We start from the raw sequence: 23,383 nt of genomic DNA, 5'->3' as shown, positions 1-23,383 counted from the left end.
GGACGGTGAAGGCGGTCTCATGCCCGTCATGTTCTAAGACGAACGCATCGCCGGAAACGATTTGACTTGACCAGTCGAACACGACATCGAAGTGGTCCTGGAAGGGGCCTCCCGCAGCCGACGTCTGGGTGGCGGCGGCCCGCACTCCGTCAGGCCCCTGGAGCTGGGGCTGCTCCACCGCCCGGGGTGCCCTCCGAAGCGAAGGCTTCGGCCAAAACTGCCTTGTTTTCGTAACGACGAGATTGCCCATAGACAACGAAACCTGCCATCAGCATCACGCTGGTGACGCTCCCGGCGACGCCGATCCAGAAAGATGAAAGGCCGGCGAGTCCGACGCACGAAGGGCCAGCGATTCCAAGAAAAGCAATTGCCCACAGGACTTGAGCTACTCGAAGCAGACGTCGAGACGTTGCGAGAAGGTTCCCTGCGTCGTCGTTGCTGTCAGCCATGCCGTAAAACTATGCCTCGCTTCCGAGGCCGCGGTGCATCCGACTGCAGACCGCGGCCGTGAGCGGAACCGTAAACGGTCGCATGGAATTTTCGTCCCGCAGGAAATCGTGCCACCCATCATGGCGCTACCATCGCGCTATGAGACGCAGGCAAGCTGCCATCTTCCTCGGCGCCGGCATCGTGTTCGTGTTGGTGTTCGGTGCCTTGTACCTCTTTGATTCTCACGCCATCAAGACCCTAATTCCTCAGATATTTTTTCCGATCGGCGTGGTCCTGATGGTGATCGGCACCGTCGGCCTGTTTCGCACTCGACGCAGCCGAAGCTGACATTCGGTAAGCGGGCCGCTTCCGTGCGGCTCGGACGGCGTTCGCGAGGGAACGTCAACCGTGCACCGAGAAGGGCGACGGGTGAGGAACCGCTGGCCAACGATTACGAGGTCTGGGTCTTTCTCAGATGCGCAACACCGCCGAGGGGCGTCAAGCGATGCCACGGGAGCGCGTGTCCGGGAGAACACTCCGCAGGCGCGCAGGGCCGTACGAAGGTTCTAAGCGGGGCTCAAGCTCATAGTTGAGACAGTTGCGATGGCCGCCTCGGCTGCTCTGTTCCTACAGAGACATCTTCGGATACGGGCGACTCGTCGTAGTTTCTAATCTCGCGTAGCTCAAAAATGGAACCTTCTCCGGTGTGCGGACACCAGTCAGAAGAGAGGTATCGGATAGGGGGACAGCAAGATGACGGAAGACGACTCGGGGCTCTGGCACGGAGCGAAAAGTGGTGATGCGGAGGCGTTCGGAGCACTCTACGACCGGCATCGCGCAAGAGTCTTCAGTCAGGCTTCACGCCTTCTCCGATCGCGACTGGATGCTGAAGACGTCACCGCGATGGTCTTCTTGGAGGCATGGCGTAAGCGTGACTCCGTGCGTCTCGCCGACGACTCGATACTCGGCTGGCTCCTCGTGACGACCAACTACACCGTGGCGAACGCCGCGCGCTCGGCTCGGCGTCATCGAGCGGCTCTAGCCAAGATTGCGAGCCAGTACGAGCCCCCAGAATTCGACGGACACCAGTTCGAGGCCGTCGACGGCTCATCCGAAGCCGCTTCGGTGCGCAAGGCCTTCCTGTCACTCAAGCCGCAAGACCGTGACGTGCTCACGCTCTGCGTGCTGCACGAGATGCCCATAGCGCAGGCGGCATCAGTGCTCTCGCTGCCCGTCGGGACCGTCAAGTCCCGTCTCTCGCGAGCCAAGCAGAAGCTTGCAGCTCTCACCGGTTCCTTCGACGGAACCGCCGTAGTCACTCCCTCGACGGAGGAATTGTCATGACCGCACCGCGCCCGTTCGATCCTGCCCACGACGACGCCATCCGATCGGTACTCGTCGAGACGGTGGCGAATGGATCTCGTCGTGGGAGATCGACTCGTCGGATCTCGCTGTTCCTCTCGATCGCAGCCGCATGCGTCCTGGCCATCGCCGGAGGCGGCTATGCCTATGCGTCGCTGCACCCGGCATCGGGGGGCGGCGGGATCGCAGCCGTTCAGACGTCGCCGAGCGTGACCTCGGAACAGCCGGAACCAAGTTCCTCCACGAAGCCTTCGAGCTCCTCCTCAGCTTCAGGAAACGAGGAGCCCGCCAGCACTCCGACGCCAACGCCACTGCCCACGCCGATTACGGCGACCACCATCAAGACCCCGGTGATTCTGACACCGACGGCGGGCGAAGTGTTTCCGGCCGGGGTGACGAGCATCACCTATTCAGGAACAGGGACTCCCGGCACGAACATCTACCTCGCGGTCGACTGCGTGGATCCCGGTCATCCCGACGACTGCAGCAGCGCCGAGGAGTACGGCCAGGCCTACCTGAACAATCCGATCGTCGTCGGAACAGACGGCCAATGGAGCTACCAGGCGACATACGCTGGCACCCCGAACCCTGTTCCCGAGCAAATCGTCATGGCTTCGTCTGCTCTCGTGGACGCGCAGGGAAACACGCTGCGCGACTCCACCGGTGCCCTCATCCAAAGCGGCCACTCTGAGCAGATCACGTTCTACGTCGGATAGCCGGGGTCGTGATAGGCGACCGTGCAAGGCCTTCACCTCGTGGGCTTGTGACGGTTCCGAAAAGCGACGCCGAACAGCTGAACTACCGGGACGGCGACGTCGAGCAGGAACGCTATGACGGCCGTTGCAGAACGTCGCGACCACCGTCTCCCACCTGGGCCGTTGCTGCGCGGCACCCAAACCTTGAAGACGGCCGCAAGCTCAACCTCGGGCGTGCTTTGCACGGATGGCTGCGTGTGCCTTGGTGTGACTCGCGTCTAGGAACCCGTGAAGAAGCCGAAGAGGCAGAAGAGGATTCCTGCGATGGCAAAAACCATCGCAGAGTAGCGAAGCAATCGACTAGGAGGTTGGGCGACGTTGGAGAGTCCGCGCCTGTAGACAGTCACCATGAGACCGCAGAGGAGAACGAGCGCCAGCCCGATGGCCATGATTGCGGAAGCGGAATGTCTCACGAGCGGGAGCGTAGCTTCACGAAGACGCCGATGCCAACGCTGAAAAGTGACCCCGCCGACTGCACGTGGGGCGCAATCCGGACCCCCACCGTAGGCCTCCGCCGAAGTACGAAGAGGGACCTCCCTCGCTCATCTCAACCGGCGCGCGGAGGGGAACCCCATCCGGACGCCGACGAGTCCAGGTGGTTCGAGCCACGGGGAACTCGACAGTGGTGGCACCGTTCGCTTCGGTGCCGCGTGCCCCAGGTCCATACACCAAAGGAAGGCGTCAGCGCGCAGCGTCTACCTGGCGACAGCAATTGCCGGGGTACATGGGGGTCAAAGCGTCGAGATGGAAATGTACACACGGCCGTTCGAGTCATCAGGACCCGCCGAAAGAACAGTCACGTCGTACCCGCGAACTCGGAGAGACCACGGCTCATCACCCTTGCCATAGCCGGCCCGATACATCGCGGCGTGAAATCGCGCCTCCCAATCTGGGGTGTCGGCGGCGGCGAACGAATAGACAATGGTCGGCCCGTTTCCTGAGCCCCCTCGACGGACGGCCAGGCCGCTTTCGGTGCGAGTGGTGTCCGGAATCTCGCTGGGCAGGTCGATGCGCTTGTCTACGATTCGCAGGGCACTGAAAGCGGCCGCGGTCTGCGTGCGCTCATTCACGTTCGACCAAACCCGGTATCCCGAGACGAGCGCAACCAGCACCACCGCGATGATCGACACGACGAGAATCGCTCGAGACCCACTTCTCTTCCCCACGCCCACAAAGTACTTCTTGTCACCACGAAGCGGAGCCCCCTGTTCGGGACGCCAGCGGCAGGTGGCCGACCGCCCGAGCAGGAACCCCTTCCGTACGCATCGTTCTTGGATGCTGATCCGCCGTCCGGAGGGGGTCGTCCAGTGGTCACGGTGCGACTGGCAACAATCTCGTGGCGGCGTTTGGTCTATTCGAGGTCAGTAATCCGCCGGACTCGCAGGATTGGCGAGGGGAGCACCCATGCCACAGCTGCGGCACCGAGCACAGCCGCGGCACCGATGACGAGGCCGGGCCCGGCAGCTGTGGCAGCGATGCCAGCGAGGACGGCGCCAAGGGGGCGGCTGCCGTAGTTGATGGTCGAGTACGCGCCGGAGACGCGTGATCGCATGTCGTCGTCGGTGACCGCGACGGTCAAAGAGTTGTTGTTGACGTCGAAGACCATGATTGCCCAGGCGGATACGAACTCCGCCGCGCTGAGGGCGACGAAGGCACTGAGTTGCGTTTCCCCGGCGATGGGGAGTGCGATGAATGGTAGGGAGCTAAGGGCGACCCCGATCGCGATGGAGGGTCCGCTGCCGATCCCTGTGGCGAGCGGACCGGCCGTCAGGGCACCGAGTAGCCCACCGGCGGCGCCTAGGCCGAGCGCGAGCCCGATCTGCCCCGCGTTCAAGTCGAGGTAACGCGTGGCGTAGAGCACGAGAAGAGCTTGGATTGCGAGGGAAGTGATATTCATCGTCGCTGATGCGAACAAGCTCGCCCGAAGGATTTGGTGCTGGCGCAAGTAGATAAGACCGAGGCGGAGGCGGCGGCGATAGGGCTCAGTCGATGCGTGCTCTCGAGGCTTAGGCGGTGTGTGGAGAGACGCGATTGCGATGGCTGAGACGAGGAAGGAGACCGCGTCGGCGAGAACCGCGAGCGGGGCTCCCAGAAGCTGGATCAAGCCACCGCCCAGGGCCGGCCCGCCGATCGCAGCCATCCCTCGCGTCGTCGACAAGGCCGAGTACGCAGAGACGTACTGGTCCCGCCGCACCAGGCGAACAAAGAGCGCCGGGTACGTGCTGTCGAATAGGACTCCTCCGAACCCGAGAGCGACAGCCGCCCCATACAGCAAGGACATGCTCAAGGTCCCGGTGATGAACGCCACTGGGACGACCGACAGCGCTGCTGCCTGAAGGATGTTGGCCAGGACAAGGAGCCAGCGTTGCTGCCGGACGACGTTCGCCCACGTTCCTATCAGAATCGCCAGCAGATTCGGCCCCCACAGCGCGGCGGTGAGGATGCCCAGCTGGAACGGCGTCGCCTCGAACTCGGTGACGGCAATGAAGGGAAGTGCGAGTGCCGTGATCTGGTCGCCGAACGACGAAACGGCGTTTCCCGTCCAGAAGCGAAGGAAAGACTGCGACCGCCACAAGGAACGAGGTTTCTCTCCCTCGCGGCCGATCACGACAACTCGGGTGCGGCGGACGGCAGGACGTAGCGGAGGATCCTGACAGGTCGGGAGTCGCGCGGCCGCTCCTCTATTCGTCTCGCGACAAGTGGCACGAGCACAGCCTCGTGGGCTTCCTCAAGAGCCTCAAGCTCAGCCGGAGACACCCAGACGACGGTGTTCCATCGGCTGGAGGCCGACAACCATTCAGGCTCGAGCCGGGGTCGCGTCTCCTCGACCCAAGCAGTGACCAGATCTCCTTCGTCTCGCTCCAAGGCGTCGAACAGCGCCGCACCCGCCTCGGCATCCGCGGCACCTACGTCGAACCGGAACCCACGTCCTACGACCTGCCACCACCTCTGACGGCCGCTGCCACTTCCGTTCGGTGCGTCTTCGACGAGCCCGTGCTCGGCGAGATGGCGAAGATGCCAACTCGTCACGGAGGGACTAGCACCAACATGCGGCGCCAGCTTGGAGGCCGTCGACACGCCCTCCTCTCGCAATCGCCGCAAGATCGCGAGGCGCACCGGATGTGCCAGAGCACGCATGCCGCGAGCATCAAGCTCGACATCACCTAGCTGATTCATGCGGCCCCCTCAATTGAGAGAAGACTATCGAGAGAACACTCTCAATACCAACCTTGGCTCACACAACGGACTGGCCACCATCAACCGGCAGATTCGGAGCTGCCCAAGACCCACACGAAGCCGAGCCGAGGCCACCCTCTCGCAGAGTGGATCGTTCGCGTACGAAAACCTGAGGCCAACCGTCTGAAGCTCGCGTGTCTCTGTGGCTGACATTCAGCGGGCGGCTCGGCCGCGTTCGCGATGGGACCTTCATCGTTCGCGCCGCTAGCCGCGCGAGTGGGAACCTCATACGGAAGTTTTCTCAGAGGAAAGGCCATGTCTGGCTCGATCGACGTGTTTGAGCGATCGTGTACCGCAGTTGACCGGTGGTTGTGGGCTTCAAGGGAATGATCCCGGTGGGCGAGTAGCTCGATGGCGGCCGCAGGGGCGCTGATCCGGTGGGCAAATTGGCGAGCGTCAATCGAATCAGCTCGCGGCGCGGCAAAGGCCAGGTTCATTTCGAAGCGGGCCTCTGATAGCTGCGTGTCAGTGTCCCGATCGAGGTGGGGTGAGCGAAATGGTGGAAGCCGTGCCCGCCGCCGATTCCAGTTGATGCGATCCTCAACCAGCGGCTAGGAAACCGTGCGCGCTTTTCCGCGCGTCAGCTGCCGGGCACGACGGTCATCCGTGAGTCATAGCCCGTCGCCGGGTCAAGGGTCCGGCCGAACCCCCACCAGTTGGCCTTTGCCGTCTCGAGGACACGGAACATGACGTCTTCAGGGCGAACGCCCGCAATCTCGGTGAGGCGTTCAACGGCGGTGGCGAACAGTTTCTCTTTGGTCTTCGCATCCCTGTCATTGAAGGAGAAGGTGACGAACATGAGGCGCTCGTCTCGCGGCGCACCGAAGATGACGTTGTCGTGGAACATCGTCGCTTCGGGGTGTTCGTAGAACACGTGCAGGCGGTCGTCTTCCGGGATCCTGAGGACGTCTTTCATGGCCTGGTGCAGAGCGTCCGAGATGGCCTTCCGGTCCTGAGCGCTGTACGCGCCTTCGTGGATATCGATGCTGGTGAGTGGCATGGTGCTCTTTCTGTTGTGTTTTCTGGTCACCCCGTCAGGGCTGCTCAGGGGCGGGCACGGCGAAGCATGCCAGCAGTGCGGACGTGGTCGTGTATTGGCCAATGAGAGAGACAAGCGACACTGTGCCTGCCTCACCAAACTGGGCAGAGACCCTGTCATAGATGCGGTCGGGCACGACATGGCTGTCGGAGAGGGCGCTGACCAGCGCGAGGGCCGCGTCGATCTCGGCCGAAGCAGTGACCGGGACCTCGCGACGCAGGATCGCCTCGATCTCCGCATCGCTCAGTCCCGCCTGACGCGCAGCGATCGTGTGCGCGTAGCGCACGTACGGAGATTGCCAGCGAGCCGTGACACCGAGAATGGTCGCCTCGACCACCACCTTCGACAACGGTGATGCGGCGTTCGCTTGCGCCCACGCCAGGTACGCGGCGCCGACCTCTGGCGCCCGGAGCAACGGGTTGAAGGGACCAATGAGTCGGCCGTCCTCGGTTGTCGTTCGATAGCCGGATCGGTCGCCGCTCTTACCACGGCTTCGTCCGATGCTGTCGGCGAGGTCGCGCTGGGCGTCCGTCATGTCGGCGTGGCTCAGAAGTCTCAGCCGGCCGTCCAGGGCGTCACTGCTCGAATGGTTCATGTCATTCACGCTAGACACCGACGAGCTATGTGGGAATCGCAACGTCTGCATGGTGACTATGCTTGGTGCGCATGGATGTGTCGACGTCGGTTCTGCGGACGGCTCGTGCGGTGGCGGAGCTGGGGAGCGTCAGTGCAGCTGCGCGCGCGCTCGGCTTTTCGCAGTCAGCGGTGTCGCGACAGATCGGCTCCCTCGAACGAGAGACCGGCTACCCGCTCATCGTCAGGTCTGTTCACGGTGTGCAATTGACTCGGGAGGGCACCATCCTGCTGAGGGGAGCGATCGATATTCTCGATCGACTCGACTTGTCGGCCATGGAAGTCGCCGGCGTCTCTCCTGGTCGTACCCTCCGGGTCGGGTTCTTCCCGGTCGCCGGCGCGATACTGCTTCCCCAGGTCCTCGCGGCGCTGCGCCAGTCTCGGCCCGAAGTGAAAATCGTCAGTCGGCAGGGCTCTACGCCAGGATTGGTTCGCGCACTTCGAACGGGGGCGCTTGACTTCGCTGTCATCTCGCAGCGGATGCCTTACCGTGCTCCCGACAGCGAATTCCCGCCCCTCGTCATCGACGATCTCATCGACACAGAACTCCGAATCGGAGGGGCCGAGAACTCCTTCGACGGATCACGATTGATTCCGCGAAGCTCGTTGGTGCTCCCTGGATCGCGCCGATGTCTTCCAACGACGAGCCGCAAATCGGTGTCTGGCCGGGCCTTCCCGGGCGCCCCCAGGTGACCCACCGCGCCAACGACTGGTTGGCGCGCCTACGCCTCGCCGCCAGCGGAGCCGGGATCACCTCCATGCCGGGCCCGTTCCTCACCAGCCTCGTTCCCGGCCTCCATAGCTGGCGAGTCGAAGGACTCCCAGTAGAAAGGCGACGGGTCAGCCTCGCGTACGCACCCCGAAACGCGTCGGGGACTAGGTAGTCCGTGCCGTCGCGTCCGAGTTCGCCCATGCGGCAGGTGTCCTCGTCGACGACGCTTCGGCATATGAGTAAGTCAGGGCCGCGGACGTTGTCATCGGCGGGTCATCCAGGGCGTTCGCGCTTACGATCTGTGCAGAAGTCGGGCCGACCTTCTGTCTCTTCTGAGACCGTCACTCCAGGATGGCTGCGCGCGTTCGGCAGCCTGCCCGTCGAAGCGATCGTCGCCTGGGTACCTGCTCGTGGACACTCATCGAACCTGGACTAAGCCTTTCGCGGGGTGTGTCCGTGGTGAGAGTCATCCGGGCGTTCGTTCAGAAATTTCTCAAGCCTTCCGCCGCCCGGTCGTTAGTGGGATGTGCTCGTAACGCATCGTGAACGCCAGTCAGTCTTCTTGCTACGTTCGAGTCGACTGCTGAGTGTCGGATCGGGGAGCAAGGCCGTTGAGGTACGCGTCGACTATGGCCTTGGCCGAGGGGGCGGGTCTGCCGGTGGGTCTGACGTTGAGAACGCCGCCCACAACCGTGGAGATCATCATGGTCACGATTGCGACGGGGTCGGTGTCAGGGCGGAGCGATCCGGTTGCCATGTCTCGTTCGAGGAGCGAGACGAGGGCGTCGATCCGGGGCGAGACGAAGAGGTCGGCATAGATTCTGGTCGCGTCCGAGTACCGGTCGTCCGAACCGAGCAGCCGACACCAGACCCGACCCACACGGGTCGAAGTGAGGCGGTACTCGAGGTTCTCGATCACGTCGATGAGAGTGGTTCGGAGGTCACCGTCAGGATCGAAGGGCGCCAGGGCTTCGGAGTGGCCGAGGGCGTAGGCGACGAGTTCTTCTTTATTTGCCCAACGGCGGTAGATGGTCGGCTTGCCGACCTTGGCGCGAGCGGCGATCTTGTCGACGGTCAGACCTGTGACGCCCTCTTCGTCAATCAAGTCGACGACGGCACCGATCAGTGCGAATTCGGCCCGCTCGCCGCGGCCCGGCTGGTGTTCGTTCTCGTGACTTCTAGGGGAGACACGCGAGCTCGGCATGCGAGACAGCCTAGTTCGCGACCGGTTCGAGCCCTGGCGCCAGCGACTCGTTCTGAAAGGCGTCCGGCTCGGTGCCGGTCGAGGCAGGCCAACCCGATCTGGCGGCACTGACGGCGACGGCGATTGCACACAGCAGTGCGGCGCCGGCGGCGACCAGGGCCGTGACGTGGAGGGCCTGCATGAACGCGTCCTGTGCGGCCGCAACCTGGCTGTGACCACGAGCAAGGGAGAGGGTCGCCGACAGCGACTGGCGCGCTACGGAGCGGCTCGCGTCGGGAAGGGAAGCGATGCTCGATGCGACCCGGGCACCGTAGATCGACCACATGATGGAGCCGAGAACGGCCGTTCCGAGGGCGCTCGAGATCTGACGAGCAGTGTTGACGAGGGCGGATCCTGCGCCCACGCGGTCGGCCGGGACGGCTGCCATCGCCGTCGTCGTTCCGGGGCTGAGGACGAGGCCGAAACCGAGGGCGAGGACGAGGAAAACGGCAAGGATCAGGATGACCGCCGTGTGGATGGTGTAGAGACTCATCGCGGCCAGGGCGATCGTGATGAGGAACATGCCCATGGCCACGGTCGAGCGTGCTCCGAATCGGTCCGAGAGCTTCCGCGACAGCGGGGCGCCGGCAAGGAGGCCCAGAGACATTGGAACGAACAGGAGCCCGGTCTGGAAGGGCGTGTAGCTGCGGGCGACCTGCAGGTAGAAGGTCAGGAAGTACATCGCGCCGAAAAGGACGAGGGAGCCGACGCTGAGCGCGAGGACCGAGATCGCGAAGTCGGCCCGGCGGAAGAGTCCGACGTCGGCCAGCGCATCGCTTCGGCGTCCTTCCGTGACGACCAGAAGGGCGAGGAGGGCGAGCCCGACGAGCATCGGCGCCAGCGTCGTCACGGCCACCCAGTCGCCGCTCTGGCCGCCATCGAGGACTCCCAGGACGAGCAGCCCGATGCCGCCGACCGACATGACGACCGGGAGGAAGCGGAGCTCGCCCGTGCCGGATGTCGGAAGTCGCGGCACGAAGCCGACCGACATTCCGAACGCGATGAGGCCGACCAGGGCGACGAGCACCAGCACGGAACCCCACCACAGGCCGGCGCTGAGCAGAAGCCCTCCCGCCAACGGGCCGATCGAGATCGAGAGGCCGGATGCCGCGGCCCAGACGACGATCGCGCCGGCACGCTGGCGGGGCGGATACACCCGCAGGATAATCGCGAGAGTGGTGGGCAGGATCGCCGCAGCGAAGACTCCCATGAGGGCTCGCATCGCGATGACGAAGCCGACGTCGGTGGGAAGCGAAGCGAGAGCGGACGCGATGACGAATCCGCCCAGGCCGACCAGCAGGGTTCGGCGGAGGCCGAAACGGTCGCCGAGGGTTCCGGCGATCAGGAGGAATCCTGCGAACGTCAGCGTGTAGGCGTTGAGAACCCACTGCTGCCCCTCGTTCGTGAGGTCCAGGGCGCGGCTCATGTCGGGCAGTGCCACGTTCAGGATCGTGCTGCCGAGCAGCACTACCGATACGGCTACGACCATCGCGGCGAGCACGCCTCTGCGGCGTCCGCTTGTCATCTCCATGTCATTCCATCCAATCGTTACGAAACGGTTTCGTTCTGTAACCATATCTCGAGATAGCGGGAATGGAAACACCCGCGGCAGGAGATTGCGGCTGACGTCGATCTACGGCTCGTCCTCGGTGAACCTTGGGAGCCTTAGATTCCTAGTCAGCGTTTCTGGGTCGAGACGTAGACGACGTCAGCCTTCGGTCGGTCGGATGCATCGCCAGTCTCGAGGAGCAGGAAGCCTGCCCGCCGTTTTCCAGCCCGGTATTCGGGGTCTCCTGCTTCGAGACGAGGTGTTCGCAGGGCACGAGTGCCTCATAAGGGCTTTGGAGCGCGCGGCTCCAGGCGTCATTGGTGAAAAGAGTCTGGGCTATCTTCGGCGCCCGTGTCCCGGCGGCGGCATCAATGTAATCCCTTGGAGGAATTTGCCGGGCTCATGGCACCCGTTTGTCAGACCTGCTGGCGGGGGTCGTCACCGCGTGGAGCCCAGTGGTCAGCAAACGCTCCCGGGCTAGGTGACTGCTAGGGGCGACTCAGGCGTGGGGGCCACAAGGCCTACTCGTGACGCCCAATGCTTTGAGGAGAAGGTGGTGCAGCTCGCCCTGCTCCGCGGTGGTGAGGGAGGCGAGGCGGCCTGCGGTTGCCCCGTCGGCGGCGTCATTAGCTTTGTCGAGAAGAGCTTTGCCCTCGGTTGTGAGCGTGAGCTCGTGGCGGCGACGGTCCACGTCCGACCGACGGCGTCGAATGACATCGCTTTCTTCAAGCCTGTCCAAGACGCGGACAAGATCGCTTCGGTCGATACCGAGGTCGGTGGCGATGTCTTGCTGGGAGGGGGCGCCTGTCAGGGCGATGGCGTTCAGAACGCTGTGATCTCTCAGCGTCAGCCCAAGGTCTTTGAGGCGGAGGGCTATGTCGGACAGGACGCGATCGTGTAGACGCCCCATCGCGAAGCTCGGCCACCGCAGCAGCAAATCCGGTCGGAGATCTTCGTTGTCGCCTTGCGTATCACCCACACGAGAATGCTACGCTCAATCAACTGTAGGAAATACCTACAGTCTTTTTTACCAATGAATAGGGTGCGAAATGATTCAGGTGACTTCGGGTGAATCGGTGGCGGAACGAGCTGTCGCCGAGTATCTCAACTACGTCGTCGACGAATCGATGACGGCGCAGGTTGCTGGCTTGTTCGCGGAGGATGCGGTGTTCGAATTTCCCTTCGCCCCCGTGGGGGTTCCGAAGGTCATCTCGGGTCGGAACGCGCTCTCAGCGCATGTCGCCCACTTTCCGAAAACCTTCGATGTGCGTTTTGTCGAACTCACCTTCCATGCCACCGCAAGCCCTTTCGAGGCAGTCGTTGATTACCGGGCCGAAGGAACGGTCCGGGCAACCGGGAAGGCGTACCCGCAAACCAGCGTCTCGATAGTGCAGACCAATGCCGATGGGCTCATCGTCCACTTCAGAGATTATTGGAACCCCTTGATTGCGATCGAAGCGATGACTCCGAGGGATGCCTCGGTGACCTTGGGCGAGGTCCAGTTCGGCGACAACTAGATCTCAGCGGTGCGCAGTTTCCCAGGCCGCTTCGACCATCGGGAAGATGCTGTCGAGGGTGGCGAACGGCGTGTCGGAGGCACGTGCCAGGGAGTACGTGGTGACGATGAACCGGGCAAGTGCCTGGTTGGTGTCGTGGGTCCCTCCGAGAGTGGGGTCGGCTGTCATGGCGGCCGCGAGCGACTCGGCGTGGCGGGTGAGCATCGACTCCTCGTAGGCGCGGAGGTCGGGCGAGTGGTCGATCATGACCCAGAGAGGGCGAGACGATTCGGATCCGCAGTGCCGGATCATGGCCTCGACCTCGCCCCGCAACGCCTCCAGCACGGACTCCTCGGCGCCTCGTTCGGTGACGGCTTCGACGAAGCGCTGCTCGAAGACGCCGTCCAGTTCGAAGACGAGGGCTTCCTTGGACGGGAAGTGGGAGAAAAGCGTGGTCACGGCGACGTCGGCATCTTCCGCAATGTCGCGGATTCCCACCGCGTCGTATCCCTGCTCGAGGAACAGCCGGCGTGCTGAGTCGGCGATCCTGCCGCGGGTCTCGGCCTTCTTCCGCTCACGGCGCCCCGACGGACCGGCCTTCTCGATCGCAGGCTCCCTGATCACCCGTGAAGCCTATCCACATGCTGACCGTTAGTAAACACTGACGGTCACATAATGCTAACCGTTAGTGCTAGCGTGCAGACATGAGAAAAGTGAGCTTCGCCGAATTCGGTGGTCCGGAAGTCCTGCGCGTGATCGAGGCGGAAGAACCCCATGCGGGTCCCGGCCAGATCCGCATCGCAGTGAGAGCGGCGGGTGTCAATCCCGTCGACTGGCGGATCCGGGAGGGGCAGCGGCTGCAGGCGCATCCGCTCTCGCTTCCCTCCGGCATCGGTCAGGATGCGGCAGGGATCGGCGACGGGATCGAGGGGCTCGACCTCGGTGATCGGGTTTTCGGTCGAGGTGCGGACACGTACGCGGATCATGCCATCCTCGCCTCCTGGGCGGAGATACCCGGCGCATTGACGTTCGAGGAGGCAGCGGGGTACCCGTCCGTCGCCGAGACCGCCCTCCGGGTGATTCGCGAAGTCGGAGTACAGCCGGGCGAGACGCTTCTGATCAGCGGGGCGGCCGGCGGCGTCGGTTCTGCGGCCGTTCAGATCGCCCGCTCGCGAGGCATCGTCGTCATCGGCACCGCCTCGGCAGCCAACCAGCAGTACCTCAGCGATCTGGGCGCCGCCCCGACCACCTATGACCAGGGGTGGGTCGACCGGGTGCGGAACCTCGGGAATGTCGATGCCGCCGTGGATGTGTCCGGTAGCGGCGTCATCGCGGAACTCGTCGAGCTGACCGGCGACCCGAAGCGCGTCGTGACCATCGCCGATCTGTCGGCTCCGGCGCAGGGCGTCCGCTTCCTGGGCGTCGGCGGAGACATGTTCGCTGCTCTCGCCGAGGCGACGGATCTCATCGAGAGAGGGCTCCTGACCATCCCCGTCGACGCGACGTACTCACTGACAGACGCCGCGGCCGCACAGGCGGACAGCCAAGCCGGTCACGCGCGAGGGCGTCGCGTCATCATCCTGTGACGGTCTCCGCATCGACGACGGCGTCGGCGTTCTCCTTCGCCCACTCGGTCAGCGTGTGGATCGGATCGATGAGGGTCGCGCCGAGCGGAGTGAGCTCGTACTCGACTCGGGGCGGGACTTCGGCGTACGCCTGACGGCTCACGAGCCCGTGCGACTCGAGACGGCGCAGCGTCTGCGTGAGCATCTTGCGCGAGATCCCGCCGATCACGTCGATCAGTTCGCCGTGCCGGATCGGGCCCCTGCTGAGGCCGTAAAGCACGACGGCCGCCCACTTGTCGGCGAGAAGCTCAACGGTCAGACGAGCCGGGCAGTCGGCGAGAAATCCATCATCGGGGGCGAATCCGCTCATGTTCCCACGGTACCTCCGGGTTCCTGTCGGAAACCTACCGTGGAGGCATGCGAATCATCACCCAGCACACGCTCGGCGGCCCCGAGGTCCTCACCATCGAAGAGCGCCCGACGCCTCACCCTCTCCCCACGGAGGCCCTCGTCCGCGTCGAGGCCATCGGCCTGAACCCGCTCGAGCCGCGCCTTCGCGAAGGCGAGTTCCCTCTGCTCGGCGCGCCGCCCTTCATCCTGGGCTGGGATGTCAGCGGTGTCGTCGAGCAGACGGCGTCGTGGCGCTTCGCGCCGGGTGACGAGGTCTTCGGCATGCCTCTGTTCCCCCGGGCCGCCAACGCCTACGCCGAATACGTGGCCGTGCCGGCGGCGCAACTCGTGCGGAAGCCGGCATCGCTGTCGCACGTCGAGGCGGCGGCGCTGCCGATCGTGGGGCTGACGGCGTGGCAGGGGCTCGTCGACATCGGCCGTGTCACCGCAGGAGACCGCGTGCTCGTGCACGCGGGCGGCGGCGGCGTCGGCCATGTCGCGATCCAGATCGCCAGAGCACGCGGCGCTCATGTCATCACGACCGCCAGCGCCAGCAAGCGCGAGTTCGTCGAGTCGCTCGGAGCCCACGAGGTAATCGACTACACCACGGACGACTTCGCGGAGAGAGTCCACGACGTCGACGTCGTGCTCGACACGCTCGGCGGCGACACCGTCGAACGCTCGCTCGCGGTGCTGCGGCCGGGAGGGCACCTCGTGACGATGGTCGCCGACGAGGATCTCGAGCTCGCCGCCCGCTTCGAAGCCGCAGGCATGCGTTTCAGTGGCATCGCGGTCGACCCGGATCCCGACGCCCTGCGACAGCTCGTCGATCTCGTCGAGAAAGGGCAGCTCCTAGTTCACGTTCACGAGACCTTTCCATTCGACCGCATCGCCGACGCCCATCGACTGCTCGAAGCCGGCCACGTGCAGGGCAAGCTCGTGCTCACCGTGTGAGGCGGCGCGAGGCGGCAACGGCGCGACGGAGCGACCACGGTCGGCAGCGACCGCGGGTCTCAGGGGGCGGCGAAGCGCAGGCGACGCTCGATTGCGCCCGCAGCCTCGGTCACGAGTGCGACCGTGCGCTCGAGTTCAGGGGTTGCGAAGTGATGGTCGAGCCCTGACACCGAGATCGCCCAGAGAAAACCGTCGTCGTCGGTCAGCGCGACACCCACGGAGTTGATGCCCAGCGGAAGGCCCGACGCGTCCAATGCCCACCCTCTCTGGCGGATTGAGTCGATGTCGATCCGAAGGGCATCCTGCTGCGCCGTCTCGTCCCGCAGGGTCTCCGCGAGGTGACGGTCGAAAACCGCAATCTCCAGGCGGCCGAGCAGAGCGCGCCCCGCGGCGGCGCCATCCAGACGAACAGCTTCTCCAGAGGTCCAGGTCAGCACGTCCACCTCCCTGCCCGGCAGGCGAAGGAGGCAGCGTGCTAGCGAGGCTTCCCGTGTCGCGAGGAGAGTCGTCATCCCGGTCTCGTCCCGAAGCGCGGCCAGCACCGGTTCTGCGACACGGATGATGTCCAGGTTGAGCCTCACGGCCGCGCCGTAGCGGAGCATCTTCATACCCAGCCGGTAGCGGCCACCCTGATCTCGCGCCACCAGTCCCGCCTGGTCGAGTGACGCCAGAAGACGGAACGTCGTACTCCGATTGATGCCCGTCGCCTCGGCAGCCTCCGACGGCGTGAACCCCGAAGGAGCATCGAGGAGCGCGTCGAGAACGCGGACGGCTTTCTCGAGCACAGCGATGTGCGTACCCACCGACCGCTCGTCGGCCTCTGTCATGTCAGTCACGTCAATCCCGTCGTCGCAATCACGACACCTTTACATCCATTGGCCATCAACCTAGCCTGTTCACTGTACGAATAACCATCTCGCAATACGAGATGCTTCATGAGTGGACTGGTTATGACGATCACCCCGTTTCGAATCGCCGTGTCGACCGAAGACATGCAGGACCTGCTCGATCGGCTGAACCGCACGCGGTGGCCCGATCCATCTCCGGTGGGCGACTGGGTGGACGGGAGTGACGAAAGGTTCTTGCACCGTCTCGTCGAGCAGTGGAGATCCGGCTTCAACTGGCGACAGCAGGAGGAGTCACTGAACGAGCTGCCTCAGTTCACGGCCGAGCTGGACGGCGGCACCGTGCACTTCATCCATCAACGCGGCACCGGACCTCGCCCCCTTCCATTGGTTCTCGGCCACGGCTGGCCACAGACCGGGTTCGACCTGCGCCGCCTCATCCCGCTGCTGAGCGACCCCGCAGCTCATGGGGGCGACGCGTCCGACGCTTTCGACGTCGTCGCCCCTTCCCTACCGGGCTATGGATTCTCCGGGCGCCCCACGACACCCGGCACCGGTCCGCGACAGGCCGCACAGGGATGGGCGAGCCTCATGACTCAACTCGGCTATGACCGATTCGGCGTCCAATCCGGCGACTGGGGGGCCGCCGTCGGCATGTGGTTGGCACTCGACTCCCCGGAGGTCGTCACCGGTCTTCACATCAACTTCCTGCCGGGCTTCTACCAGCCACCCCTCGGCGACGGCCTCCCGCCGCTCTCCGACGCCGAAGCCACCTTCCTGACCGGGCTGCGGGGCTGGTTCGAAGCCGAAGGCGGATACCACCGACTCCAATCCACGAAACCGCAGACCCCCGCCTACGCACTTACCGACTCACCCGTAGGGCTGGCCGGCTGGATCGTCGAGAAGATGCGCGGCTGGAGCGACTCCCACGGCGACATCGAGAGCGTGTTCACCCTCGACGAGATCCTGACCAACCTGTCGCTGTACTGGTTCACCAGCACGATCGCCTCCTCGATGAGGTTCTACCGGGAGAACGCGCTGGCCCCGAACCGATTCGCCCCCGGCCAACGCGTCACGCCTCCGTTCGGCTTCGCCGCATTCCCCGCCGACCCCGTCCCGCCGCGGGAATGGCTCGAGCGCGTCTTCGACCTCCGCCAGTACACGGTCATGCCGAGGGGCGGTCACTTCGCTGCCTGGGAAGAACCACAACTCCTCGCCAAAGAGATCCGGAAATTCTTCCGGCCCCTCCGGACACCATGAGTCTGCAGATCCGAACGGGTCACCGAGCAGCCTGCGGAGGACCGCATCCGAAAACGCGCCTCCACCCCTCGGGCTGATGAGACGTCCGCCAGGGGACTTCATCCACATGCGCAGACGGGCGTAGCAGTCACGTCACTGCGTACTTCGACGCGATCGGGACTCTGATGAAATCGCTAGCTGTCGTCAAGCACGGCGCGGGTGTCATTGTGTCGACCCTCGCTCATCTTGCGGGCGCTTCGGCTGCCGCCGGAACCAGGGTTCTCCCGCCCACCGCCGATAAAGATCCGCAGTTTGCCGAGCGCGACGACTACCGCCCCTGAGAGGCCGCCTTCGTTCCAATCACGAGGACGCGTCGCCGCAGGAGGCAATCAGGGTGCTTGTGGGGCGGGTCCAGTGTCCCCGCGGGAACCTCATACGGCCCACGCAACTGTGAGCAGGGGACTGCGATGAATCTGACACCGCTTACTTCTGAGCCGCCGAAATGGCAGATGTCAAAGATGCTGGCGTGTTGTGCCAGAGGGAAGACCTGCCGCATACTTTCCGACCGGAGTAAGCAACATCCATCGGCATGAATGCTGAGTTGCCATGATCGACACGCTCGGGGGACCTTTTGAATCGGCGCATAACGCAACTGACGCGAATGGCAGCTCTCAGTGGTCTGCTGGTGGCCCTCGTCGGAGTGATCTTGCTGCTGTCCTCCCATGTACCCGCTGGGAAGGCTTTCATAGGCGGCGGCGCCGTCCTATGTGCCATTGCATCCCTCGTTGGTTCTTGGGCTCGTAAAAAGCCCCCGCTGCAATGACCTTTGGAATCAGCGCGATCCTCGTCTGAGTTCGCCCCTCCTCGCCTACGCGCTAGCAACCGTCGGAGATTTCACTCAACAGACGGACGCCGCTTGCGCTAGTTCACGGGCGTTCGCAGGGGAACGGTAACCGTTCGGACTTACGCGTGAACGATCTCGTGAGTGAGAAGGCTCCTCGTTCCCAGCGGCGCTTTGAGATGCACTAAATAGGGGACCTCTAGCTCCGTGCCGGCGCACGCCCCGACGGGGTTGTCGGTGGTTGGCCCGTCCCAAACATCTATGAGAACTGTCGCGCTGGTTTCGTGCACATAAATTCGCTCGTGGTGGCGCTCTCCGCAGTCGCCGAAAGCGAGATGGATCGGCAACACCCGGGAGCTGGCAGCGACTCGCAAGGCAGACCAAGACGAAGGAGCGAAGTCGCGCGGCAGAGTTCCCCATACCTGCCTGTGAGTCACGTGATGGTCGCTGGAGATGGAAACGAATTCGCCGGCAGGGACCACGTCGGCGGCAGTCACTTCCGCCTTTGTTCCGGGTTGCAGCATTTGTCCACGACCGGGTGTGGAGCACGCACTCAAGGAAATCAGCGACACGCTGACGGTCGCCAGAAGCAAAATGCGCTGGGTTCGATTCACTCCTTCAGGCTAAGCGAGGGGGTCCGGAAAGCAGTAACGATTGCTAATGACGGCCGAAACCCTTATCAACCAAGGGGGCCTGAAAAGAAGGTCGTGCGGGAAAGCCGGCGCCTGTCCTCAGTGGAACCGCTCACGTGCTCCGGCAACCTTGAGCCCCGCGGGTATCGGCTAGCGTTTCGGGATGACAGGGATACAAGTCCGTTGGGCGCGCGTCGAAGACGCCTTGGGTGTAGCCGACGTGCACGTTGCGTCTTGGCGGGCCGCTTACTCGGGGCTGATCGACAAGCGAGTTCTCGATGGTCTTAGCGTTGCCCAGCGGGCCGACGGCTGGACAACGATCATCACGGGGCATGGCGGGGAGAATCCACCGGACGCGGCCAGTGGCAAAGCGCACAGCCTCCTCGTCGCCGAGCGAGATGGTCGCATTGTCGGTTGGGCGAGTTTCGGGGCTGGTCGGGACGAGGAGGCGAGCGAACAAGGTGAGCTTGCTGGGCTGTACGTCCACCCCGATTTCTGGTCAAAGAAAATTGGACACTCGCTGATCCAGGCTGTTGAAGAACAACTTTCAGAGGCCGGCTATCGCTCGGCGTACCTCTGGGTGCTGTCCGGCAACTCCCGCGCGATTTCTTTCTACGACAGGCATCGATGGATCGCCGACGGCGGAGCGAAAATCGGCGCCGCAGGTGGTGCAAAGGATCTTCGTGAACTGCGGCACGTGCGTTCGTTGCCCTAAGAGAGGCAAGATTCGCGGGGTGGACTGCAAGCTGGCCAATGGGGCGCGAAAGCCGGACCCTCACCGTTCGCGCTGGGGCGCCAATTCGGGTCCTGCGGAGGGGAACCCCAAACGGACGACGGCCTAGGAACGGGGACTTGCGTCTGAGCTCAGAGACGCTTCATCTCCGAAGGCTCTGAGTCGAACGACCTCGTCTTCCCAGCGCCTCGAGAGGGTCATCAGCGTCGTGAAAGCGGCCAAGGCCACGATCCCGAGAGCGACAGCTACGAGAATGCCTAAGTTGTCTAACGAAAAGAGGCCGAAGGCGAGAGGTGATGCCACTGCCATGACCGCAGGAACGAACGCCCACTTGGCCGCGGCGGCACTTCGTCGAGCGCGGACCGCAAGCAGGTCGGCCCTCGCATCCAGACTCGACATGACAACAAGCTAGCCCCGGATGCGGCCAAAAATGAACCTTCGTGGTGCTTTCACCGTGCCCGGGACGGCCGACATGCGCGCTTGCCGAAGAGGTAAGTCTCAGGTAGGTGATTCGCTGGTGACCGGCGAAACTTCAGAGCGAAACCGACCAGAGGCATCCCTTTCTGGGGTGTTCCGTCATGAGCTCTCTCTGCGCACAATGAACCGTGATCAAGTCGCTTTTGAAACCGGCAGCGGTCCTCGGTCTGGCCCTAGTCGTCGTTGGAGGGCTCGGCGGCTGTTCCGCTGGTCCGAACGCTGATGTGACTGTCAATATCGGCAATCTGCGACCCGGGCAGGAGATTCGCGTGACTGTCACCAATCGTGGCAAGACCCTCGAGGATCAGAAATTAGTTGCGCAACAATCGCAATCCTTCAAGCTGCATACGCAAGGACTCGTGGGCGTCCATTTCGGGACCTTTTGTTCCGTCGCGGCCAGGCCCGATGCCAATGGCAAGATCGTCGCGCACATGAACATGAAGGGTTGCGGCGTCTAGAGGCGAAACCCTTGCCTGAGGCGCATTGCAATGCCGCCCTCGCAGCCCCTTCGGTCTCCCATCGGCGCGCAGGATCTGTGCTGACCCCAGTGCATAGCCGAAAGTTGAGCCCGGTCGCTTTTTGCTGGGCGCTGTACTTTTATCCGGGCGATGGTTGAGCTTCAGAATGCCTCCGATACGGCGGTCCTGGCCTCCTGGCCTCCTGGCCTCCTGGCCTCCTGGCCTCCTGGCCTCCTGGCCTCCTGGCCTCCTGGCTCACGGCTCACGGCTCACGGCTCACGGCTCACGGCTCACGGCATACCCGCAAGCCGAACCTCTATCGTGCGCGGGGAAAGTCTGGCTGTGGCCTCTCCCGCCTGCCCTGTCGCTTCATCGCATCTGCGACGCGGCGGCGGTACCTTCGACATGTCGGCGGCAATAGCGAGCGGGAGAACATGCGCGTTTCACGGGGCGTTCTCGCGGTTGCAGTCGTGGCCACGGCATGTGTCACGCTTACCGGTTGTGGCGACAATGGCTCTTGGGACACCCCTAGGACACCCACCCTCTCTGTCCAAGTCGACGACGGCTGCCCGCCCCACGTGACGAAGGCACGCGACGTCGTCAACGCGGACCCGGCCGATAGGACGCTTGTCCCGAGCGGCATCTCACCCAACGCCGCTGTGATGTGCATCTACAGCGGGCAGCTCAACCCATCGACCAAGCACCTCGCGATTAGCCTCAACGCGACCGAAGCCGCCCAAACCGCAGCATCACTCCAGCAGGTTTCGCTCAAGCGACCTACCGGCACCGTTAACTGCCCAGAGGACTCTGGCTCCTTTGCAATCCTGGCTTTCTCCTACCCCCGCCACCGAGACGTCGACCTCTGGTGGGACACGACCGGATGTCAGACCATCGACAACGGCCGGATCGGAGCATCGCAAATCGCCTCCGACAGTTTCGCTCACTTCCAGGAGACCCTTGATAGTGCCGCGAAGCTTCCCAACGGGCCCTACCTCCTCAACCCGTGACACCCTTTAGCGCGCGCGAAGGGGACCGTCACCGTTCGCCATGATCGGTGCCCGGAAGGGAACCTCCACCGTGCTCCCGGAGCAATTTGCTTCCTTGATTCAGCGGCAGCATCAATGGGCCTGACTTCGCGGCCAGCACGGGACGGTTCTCCGCTGGCACACTTGGCTTCATGCAGATCGTCACCTCGCGCACACCGTCGGGCGTTTTGACATGCACGGGTGAGGTGCCCGGGAGAACGTACGGCTCGCTGGTCTTCGCGGTGTCGAATCGTGACGAGCCTCTCCCTTGGCGAGGGATCACGGTCTTGACGCGGGCTCTCATACTCGATCTGTTGTATCCGCAGGCGTTCGAGGTCGAGATCGTTGCGGGCAGTGAACAGGTTGCTTTCCAGGTGTCAGGAACTCCCATTCAGGTGCAGGAACGATTGAAAGAAATCGCCGACGTCGTTTCGGACCTGTCACAGACAACGGTGGATGCTTTTGCGAAGACCAAGGAACGCGTTTCGCGCTCGAGCAGTATCGGGCCAACTCTTGAGCCAGGGGTCCTCTCCGTCCGGTACGGTCTTGCCGACATCGGCCTCGAGGACATCGCGTCTCGAGCATTGGAGGCCATGACTCTGGAGACAGTTACTACGTGGGCGGCTGAGTGGTTCGTTGCTGAGAACGCGGACGTCACCATGTCCAAGCCCCTTCCGGCGTCCTTCGACGTCAACCTGCCCGGAAGGCACTCGGCAGTCACGCGAGGCAGTTTCGCCGTGTCGGCGCTAGACCGGCCCACCCTCACGTCTGTCGGATACGACAGCCTCGTCCTGTCCTTGGTCATGCCATCCGCCACGGCCGACGTCGTCTATCTCCCTGTGTTGCATGAGCTTTACGACTCAACGGTCATGCGCCATGGTTTCGCAGAAAACGTGTCCGCGGCCCGGCCAATGCGCGTGGACGCATCCCAATCGCACCTCAAGTTCCGGTTCCACAAAGTGGATCGCGCCAAATCCGTGGAGAGGATCGTCACGGCTCTTCGCAAAATCGCCCGGGCAGGGGTGGCAGCGGAGTCTTTGAGCCTGGCCGTTGAAAGACTTCGAACCCGGTACGAAGAACCCGCAAGCGTTGACGTCAGGTTGGGCCGGCAATCCGGCGCAGCTCTTCGCGGCATAACGGACGCCGGGCTCGCCGAGGAGTTGCAGACGGTGCTGCAACTCTCCAGCAACGATGTCGCCTCGGCCGTTGAGAACGCATTGCCGACACTGCTGGTGAGTGTCGACAGTCAACGACCCGACATCGTCCAAACTCTCGCCCGCAAAAACCGGCTCGAGTTGGACCTGAACCATCGCGACCTTGTCCGTTCAACGACCGGAACGACTCCCGCGCGCCTGAACGATGTGATGACGTTTACCACTGACTCGATCGCGGGCGAGGGAGAAACCGTCGCTCTTTCTTCGGAGGGACTGTTCTTCACGTCCGCTCGAGGAAACACGAAGATCGACTTCGCCGACATCAGGCTGATCGGAGACGACCGCCCCTGGTCGGTCGTGCTGATCGACCAAGGCGGCCGCACAGAAACCCTCAGTCAGGAGAATTGGGACATCGACTTCTTGGACGCCTTGATCGACGCGGCCCCCCGGGACCGCATCGAAGTCTGGTAGCGAAAGCACACAGATCACGAACCCCACACGTGCCTTCGAGTGTGGAAGGCTTTCCACCAGGACATACAAGCGCGAGCAATGCTGAAGCTGCTCGGAACGTTGGACAACCCTGGACGCCACCGGCGCGACCATCACCGGCCCCGC

At 63.7% G+C, this 23,383-nt stretch carries 26 protein-coding genes; 12 read left to right on the top strand and 14 right to left on the bottom strand.

Annotation, left to right across the window (positions count from 1 at the left end; all coding sequences use genetic code 11):
- Positions 1–149: 149 nt before the first annotated feature.
- Positions 150–449: a hypothetical protein gene (locus tag AX769_RS23735; RefSeq protein WP_157887476.1), complete on the bottom strand. Its 300-nt coding sequence runs from the start codon at positions 447–449 to the stop codon at positions 150–152.
- A 139-nt stretch (positions 450–588) separates the two neighbouring features.
- Between AX769_RS23735 and AX769_RS05770 the strand changes: the two genes are divergently transcribed.
- Complete coding sequence (locus tag AX769_RS05770) at positions 589–777, top strand: hypothetical protein (protein ID WP_066276964.1); 189 nt, start codon at positions 589–591, stop codon at positions 775–777.
- Positions 778–1,182: 405 nt separating this feature from the next.
- Positions 1,183–1,773, top strand: coding sequence for an RNA polymerase sigma factor (locus AX769_RS05765; protein ID WP_066276960.1), 591 nt, complete (start codon positions 1,183–1,185; stop codon positions 1,771–1,773).
- A gap of 211 nt (positions 1,774–1,984) precedes the next feature.
- Here AX769_RS05765 and AX769_RS05760 read toward each other — a convergent pair whose 3' ends face one another.
- Complete coding sequence (locus tag AX769_RS05760) at positions 1,985–2,197, bottom strand: hypothetical protein (protein WP_157887475.1); 213 nt, start codon at positions 2,195–2,197, stop codon at positions 1,985–1,987.
- Here AX769_RS05760 and AX769_RS05755 point away from each other — a divergent pair.
- Positions 2,184–2,507: a hypothetical protein gene (locus AX769_RS05755; protein ID WP_066276956.1), complete on the top strand. Its 324-nt coding sequence runs from the start codon at positions 2,184–2,186 to the stop codon at positions 2,505–2,507. The genes AX769_RS05760 and AX769_RS05755 overlap by 14 nt on opposite strands.
- Positions 2,508–3,277: 770 nt before the next feature.
- Here AX769_RS05755 and AX769_RS05750 read toward each other — a convergent pair.
- The 5 genes from AX769_RS05750 to AX769_RS23725 all read right to left on the bottom strand — a co-directional run bounded on the left by AX769_RS05750 (position 3,278) and on the right by AX769_RS23725 (position 7,417).
- The gene (locus tag AX769_RS05750; RefSeq protein WP_066276954.1) at positions 3,278–3,676 is read right to left on the bottom strand and encodes a hypothetical protein; all 399 of its coding nucleotides are present in this window, start codon (positions 3,674–3,676) and stop codon (positions 3,278–3,280) included.
- 221 nt (positions 3,677–3,897) lie between these two features.
- A complete protein-coding gene (locus tag AX769_RS05745) occupies positions 3,898–5,154 on the bottom strand; it encodes an MFS transporter (protein WP_066276951.1) in 1,257 nt (418 codons plus the stop codon).
- On the bottom strand, positions 5,151–5,684 hold the full coding sequence (locus AX769_RS05740; RefSeq protein ID WP_239452013.1) for a helix-turn-helix transcriptional regulator: 534 nt from the start codon (positions 5,682–5,684) through the stop codon (positions 5,151–5,153). Before AX769_RS05740 ends, AX769_RS05745 begins: the two co-directional genes overlap by 4 nt.
- A gap of 679 nt (positions 5,685–6,363) precedes the next feature.
- Positions 6,364–6,783 (bottom strand): tautomerase family protein, encoded by a 420-nt coding sequence (locus tag AX769_RS23730; protein ID WP_066276944.1) that lies wholly within the window; start codon positions 6,781–6,783, stop codon positions 6,364–6,366.
- Positions 6,784–6,817: 34 nt separating this feature from the next.
- Positions 6,818–7,417 carry a carboxymuconolactone decarboxylase family protein gene (locus tag AX769_RS23725; RefSeq protein WP_157887474.1) on the bottom strand — a complete coding sequence of 200 codons (600 nt, stop codon included), beginning with the start codon at positions 7,415–7,417 and terminating at the stop codon, positions 6,818–6,820.
- Between the two features lie 71 nt (positions 7,418–7,488).
- Here AX769_RS23725 and AX769_RS05725 point away from each other — a divergent pair, with 71 nt between their 5' ends.
- Positions 7,489–8,148, top strand: a complete 660-nt coding sequence (locus tag AX769_RS05725) for a LysR family transcriptional regulator (protein WP_082763515.1) — start codon at positions 7,489–7,491, stop codon at positions 8,146–8,148.
- Positions 8,149–8,732: 584 nt separating this feature from the next.
- Here AX769_RS05725 and AX769_RS05720 read toward each other — a convergent pair.
- The 3 genes from AX769_RS05720 to AX769_RS25935 form a co-directional block, all read right to left on the bottom strand.
- Positions 8,733–9,371, bottom strand: coding sequence for a TetR/AcrR family transcriptional regulator (locus AX769_RS05720; RefSeq protein WP_066276931.1), 639 nt, complete (start codon positions 9,369–9,371; stop codon positions 8,733–8,735).
- Positions 9,372–9,381: 10 nt separating this feature from the next.
- A complete protein-coding gene (locus AX769_RS05715) occupies positions 9,382–10,941 on the bottom strand; it encodes an MFS transporter (protein ID WP_157887473.1) in 1,560 nt (519 codons plus the stop codon).
- Positions 10,942–11,458: 517 nt separating this feature from the next.
- A complete protein-coding gene (locus tag AX769_RS25935) occupies positions 11,459–11,869 on the bottom strand; it encodes a MarR family winged helix-turn-helix transcriptional regulator (RefSeq protein ID WP_369824091.1) in 411 nt (136 codons plus the stop codon).
- Positions 11,870–12,008: 139 nt separating this feature from the next.
- Between AX769_RS25935 and AX769_RS05705 the strand changes: the two genes are divergently transcribed.
- On the top strand, positions 12,009–12,476 hold the full coding sequence (locus AX769_RS05705; RefSeq protein WP_066276925.1) for a nuclear transport factor 2 family protein: 468 nt from the start codon (positions 12,009–12,011) through the stop codon (positions 12,474–12,476).
- A 3-nt stretch (positions 12,477–12,479) separates the two neighbouring features.
- Here the strand turns inward: AX769_RS05705 and AX769_RS05700 are convergent, their stop codons facing one another.
- Positions 12,480–13,079, bottom strand: a complete 600-nt coding sequence (locus tag AX769_RS05700; protein ID WP_239451952.1) for a TetR/AcrR family transcriptional regulator — start codon at positions 13,077–13,079, stop codon at positions 12,480–12,482.
- Positions 13,080–13,159: 80 nt separating this feature from the next.
- On the opposite strand from AX769_RS05700, the gene AX769_RS05695 reads away from it, so the two are divergent.
- Complete coding sequence (locus AX769_RS05695; RefSeq protein ID WP_082763512.1) at positions 13,160–14,041, top strand: NADP-dependent oxidoreductase; 882 nt, start codon at positions 13,160–13,162, stop codon at positions 14,039–14,041.
- Here the strand turns inward: AX769_RS05695 and AX769_RS05690 are convergent.
- Positions 14,031–14,390 carry a helix-turn-helix domain-containing protein gene (locus tag AX769_RS05690; RefSeq protein ID WP_066276917.1) on the bottom strand — a complete coding sequence of 120 codons (360 nt, stop codon included), beginning with the start codon at positions 14,388–14,390 and terminating at the stop codon, positions 14,031–14,033. The genes AX769_RS05695 and AX769_RS05690 overlap by 11 nt on opposite strands.
- Before the next feature lie 47 nt (positions 14,391–14,437).
- Here AX769_RS05690 and AX769_RS05685 point away from each other — a divergent pair, with 47 nt between their 5' ends.
- Entirely contained in the window at positions 14,438–15,364 is a 927-nt protein-coding gene (locus tag AX769_RS05685) for an NADP-dependent oxidoreductase (RefSeq protein WP_066276916.1), read from the top strand.
- A gap of 59 nt (positions 15,365–15,423) precedes the next feature.
- On the opposite strand, the gene AX769_RS05680 is transcribed toward AX769_RS05685, so the two are convergent.
- Positions 15,424–16,149, bottom strand: a complete 726-nt coding sequence (locus AX769_RS05680; protein ID WP_162269010.1) for an IclR family transcriptional regulator — start codon at positions 16,147–16,149, stop codon at positions 15,424–15,426.
- Between the two features lie 150 nt (positions 16,150–16,299).
- Between AX769_RS05680 and AX769_RS05675 the strand changes: the two genes are divergently transcribed.
- On the top strand, positions 16,300–17,469 hold the full coding sequence (locus AX769_RS05675; protein ID WP_239451951.1) for an epoxide hydrolase family protein: 1,170 nt from the start codon (positions 16,300–16,302) through the stop codon (positions 17,467–17,469).
- Between the two features lie 942 nt (positions 17,470–18,411).
- Here AX769_RS05675 and AX769_RS05670 read toward each other — a convergent pair.
- Positions 18,412–18,903 (bottom strand): hypothetical protein, encoded by a 492-nt coding sequence (locus tag AX769_RS05670; protein WP_157887471.1) that lies wholly within the window; start codon positions 18,901–18,903, stop codon positions 18,412–18,414.
- Positions 18,904–19,084: 181 nt separating this feature from the next.
- Here AX769_RS05670 and AX769_RS05665 point away from each other — a divergent pair, with 181 nt between their 5' ends.
- From AX769_RS05665 to AX769_RS05655, 4 genes are all read left to right on the top strand, one after another.
- Positions 19,085–19,636 carry a GNAT family N-acetyltransferase gene (locus tag AX769_RS05665; RefSeq protein WP_066276908.1) on the top strand — a complete coding sequence of 184 codons (552 nt, stop codon included), beginning with the start codon at positions 19,085–19,087 and terminating at the stop codon, positions 19,634–19,636.
- 623 nt (positions 19,637–20,259) lie between these two features.
- A complete protein-coding gene (locus AX769_RS23720) occupies positions 20,260–20,589 on the top strand; it encodes a hypothetical protein (protein ID WP_157887470.1) in 330 nt (109 codons plus the stop codon).
- A 578-nt stretch (positions 20,590–21,167) separates the two neighbouring features.
- Positions 21,168–21,596: a hypothetical protein gene (locus tag AX769_RS05660; protein WP_066276906.1), complete on the top strand. Its 429-nt coding sequence runs from the start codon at positions 21,168–21,170 to the stop codon at positions 21,594–21,596.
- 170 nt (positions 21,597–21,766) lie between these two features.
- Positions 21,767–23,239, top strand: coding sequence for a hypothetical protein (locus AX769_RS05655; RefSeq protein ID WP_157887469.1), 1,473 nt, complete (start codon positions 21,767–21,769; stop codon positions 23,237–23,239).
- The last annotated feature ends 144 nt before the right edge of the window (positions 23,240–23,383 follow it).

Origin of the sequence: Frondihabitans sp. PAMC 28766 (assembly GCF_001577365.1) — a bacterium.
Lineage (GTDB): Bacteria > Actinomycetota > Actinomycetes > Actinomycetales > Microbacteriaceae > Frondihabitans.
The sequence above is the reverse complement of the archived record's forward strand: the minus strand, read 5'-3'. Positions and strand labels throughout refer to the sequence as shown.

Excerpts from the sequence above, each read along its gene's own strand:
- AX769_RS23735 (WP_157887476.1), bottom strand. The coding sequence starts at position 449 with ATGGCTGACAGCAACGACGACGCAGGGAACCTTCTCGCAACGTCTCGA.
- AX769_RS05770 (WP_066276964.1), top strand. The coding sequence starts at position 589 with ATGAGACGCAGGCAAGCTGCCATCTTCCTCGGCGCCGGCATCGTGTTC.
- AX769_RS05765 (WP_066276960.1), top strand. The coding sequence starts at position 1,183 with ATGACGGAAGACGACTCGGGGCTCTGGCACGGAGCGAAAAGTGGTGAT.
- AX769_RS05740 (WP_239452013.1), bottom strand. The coding sequence starts at position 5,684 with ATGCGTGCTCTGGCACATCCGGTGCGCCTCGCGATCTTGCGGCGATTG.
- AX769_RS23730 (WP_066276944.1), bottom strand. The coding sequence starts at position 6,783 with ATGCCACTCACCAGCATCGATATCCACGAAGGCGCGTACAGCGCTCAG.
- AX769_RS23725 (WP_157887474.1), bottom strand. The coding sequence starts at position 7,417 with ATGAACCATTCGAGCAGTGACGCCCTGGACGGCCGGCTGAGACTTCTG.
- AX769_RS05725 (WP_082763515.1), top strand. The coding sequence starts at position 7,489 with ATGGATGTGTCGACGTCGGTTCTGCGGACGGCTCGTGCGGTGGCGGAG.
- AX769_RS05720 (WP_066276931.1), bottom strand. The coding sequence starts at position 9,371 with ATGCCGAGCTCGCGTGTCTCCCCTAGAAGTCACGAGAACGAACACCAG.
- AX769_RS05715 (WP_157887473.1), bottom strand. The coding sequence starts at position 10,941 with ATGGAGATGACAAGCGGACGCCGCAGAGGCGTGCTCGCCGCGATGGTC.
- AX769_RS25935 (WP_369824091.1), bottom strand. The coding sequence starts at position 11,869 with ATGGGGCGTCTACACGATCGCGTCCTGTCCGACATAGCCCTCCGCCTC.
- AX769_RS05705 (WP_066276925.1), top strand. The coding sequence starts at position 12,009 with ATGATTCAGGTGACTTCGGGTGAATCGGTGGCGGAACGAGCTGTCGCC.
- AX769_RS05695 (WP_082763512.1), top strand. The coding sequence starts at position 13,160 with ATGAGAAAAGTGAGCTTCGCCGAATTCGGTGGTCCGGAAGTCCTGCGC.
- AX769_RS05690 (WP_066276917.1), bottom strand. The coding sequence starts at position 14,390 with ATGAGCGGATTCGCCCCCGATGATGGATTTCTCGCCGACTGCCCGGCT.
- AX769_RS05685 (WP_066276916.1), top strand. The coding sequence starts at position 14,438 with ATGCGAATCATCACCCAGCACACGCTCGGCGGCCCCGAGGTCCTCACC.
- AX769_RS05675 (WP_239451951.1), top strand. The coding sequence starts at position 16,300 with ATGAGTGGACTGGTTATGACGATCACCCCGTTTCGAATCGCCGTGTCG.
- AX769_RS05665 (WP_066276908.1), top strand. The coding sequence starts at position 19,085 with ATGACAGGGATACAAGTCCGTTGGGCGCGCGTCGAAGACGCCTTGGGT.
- AX769_RS05655 (WP_157887469.1), top strand. The coding sequence starts at position 21,767 with ATGCAGATCGTCACCTCGCGCACACCGTCGGGCGTTTTGACATGCACG.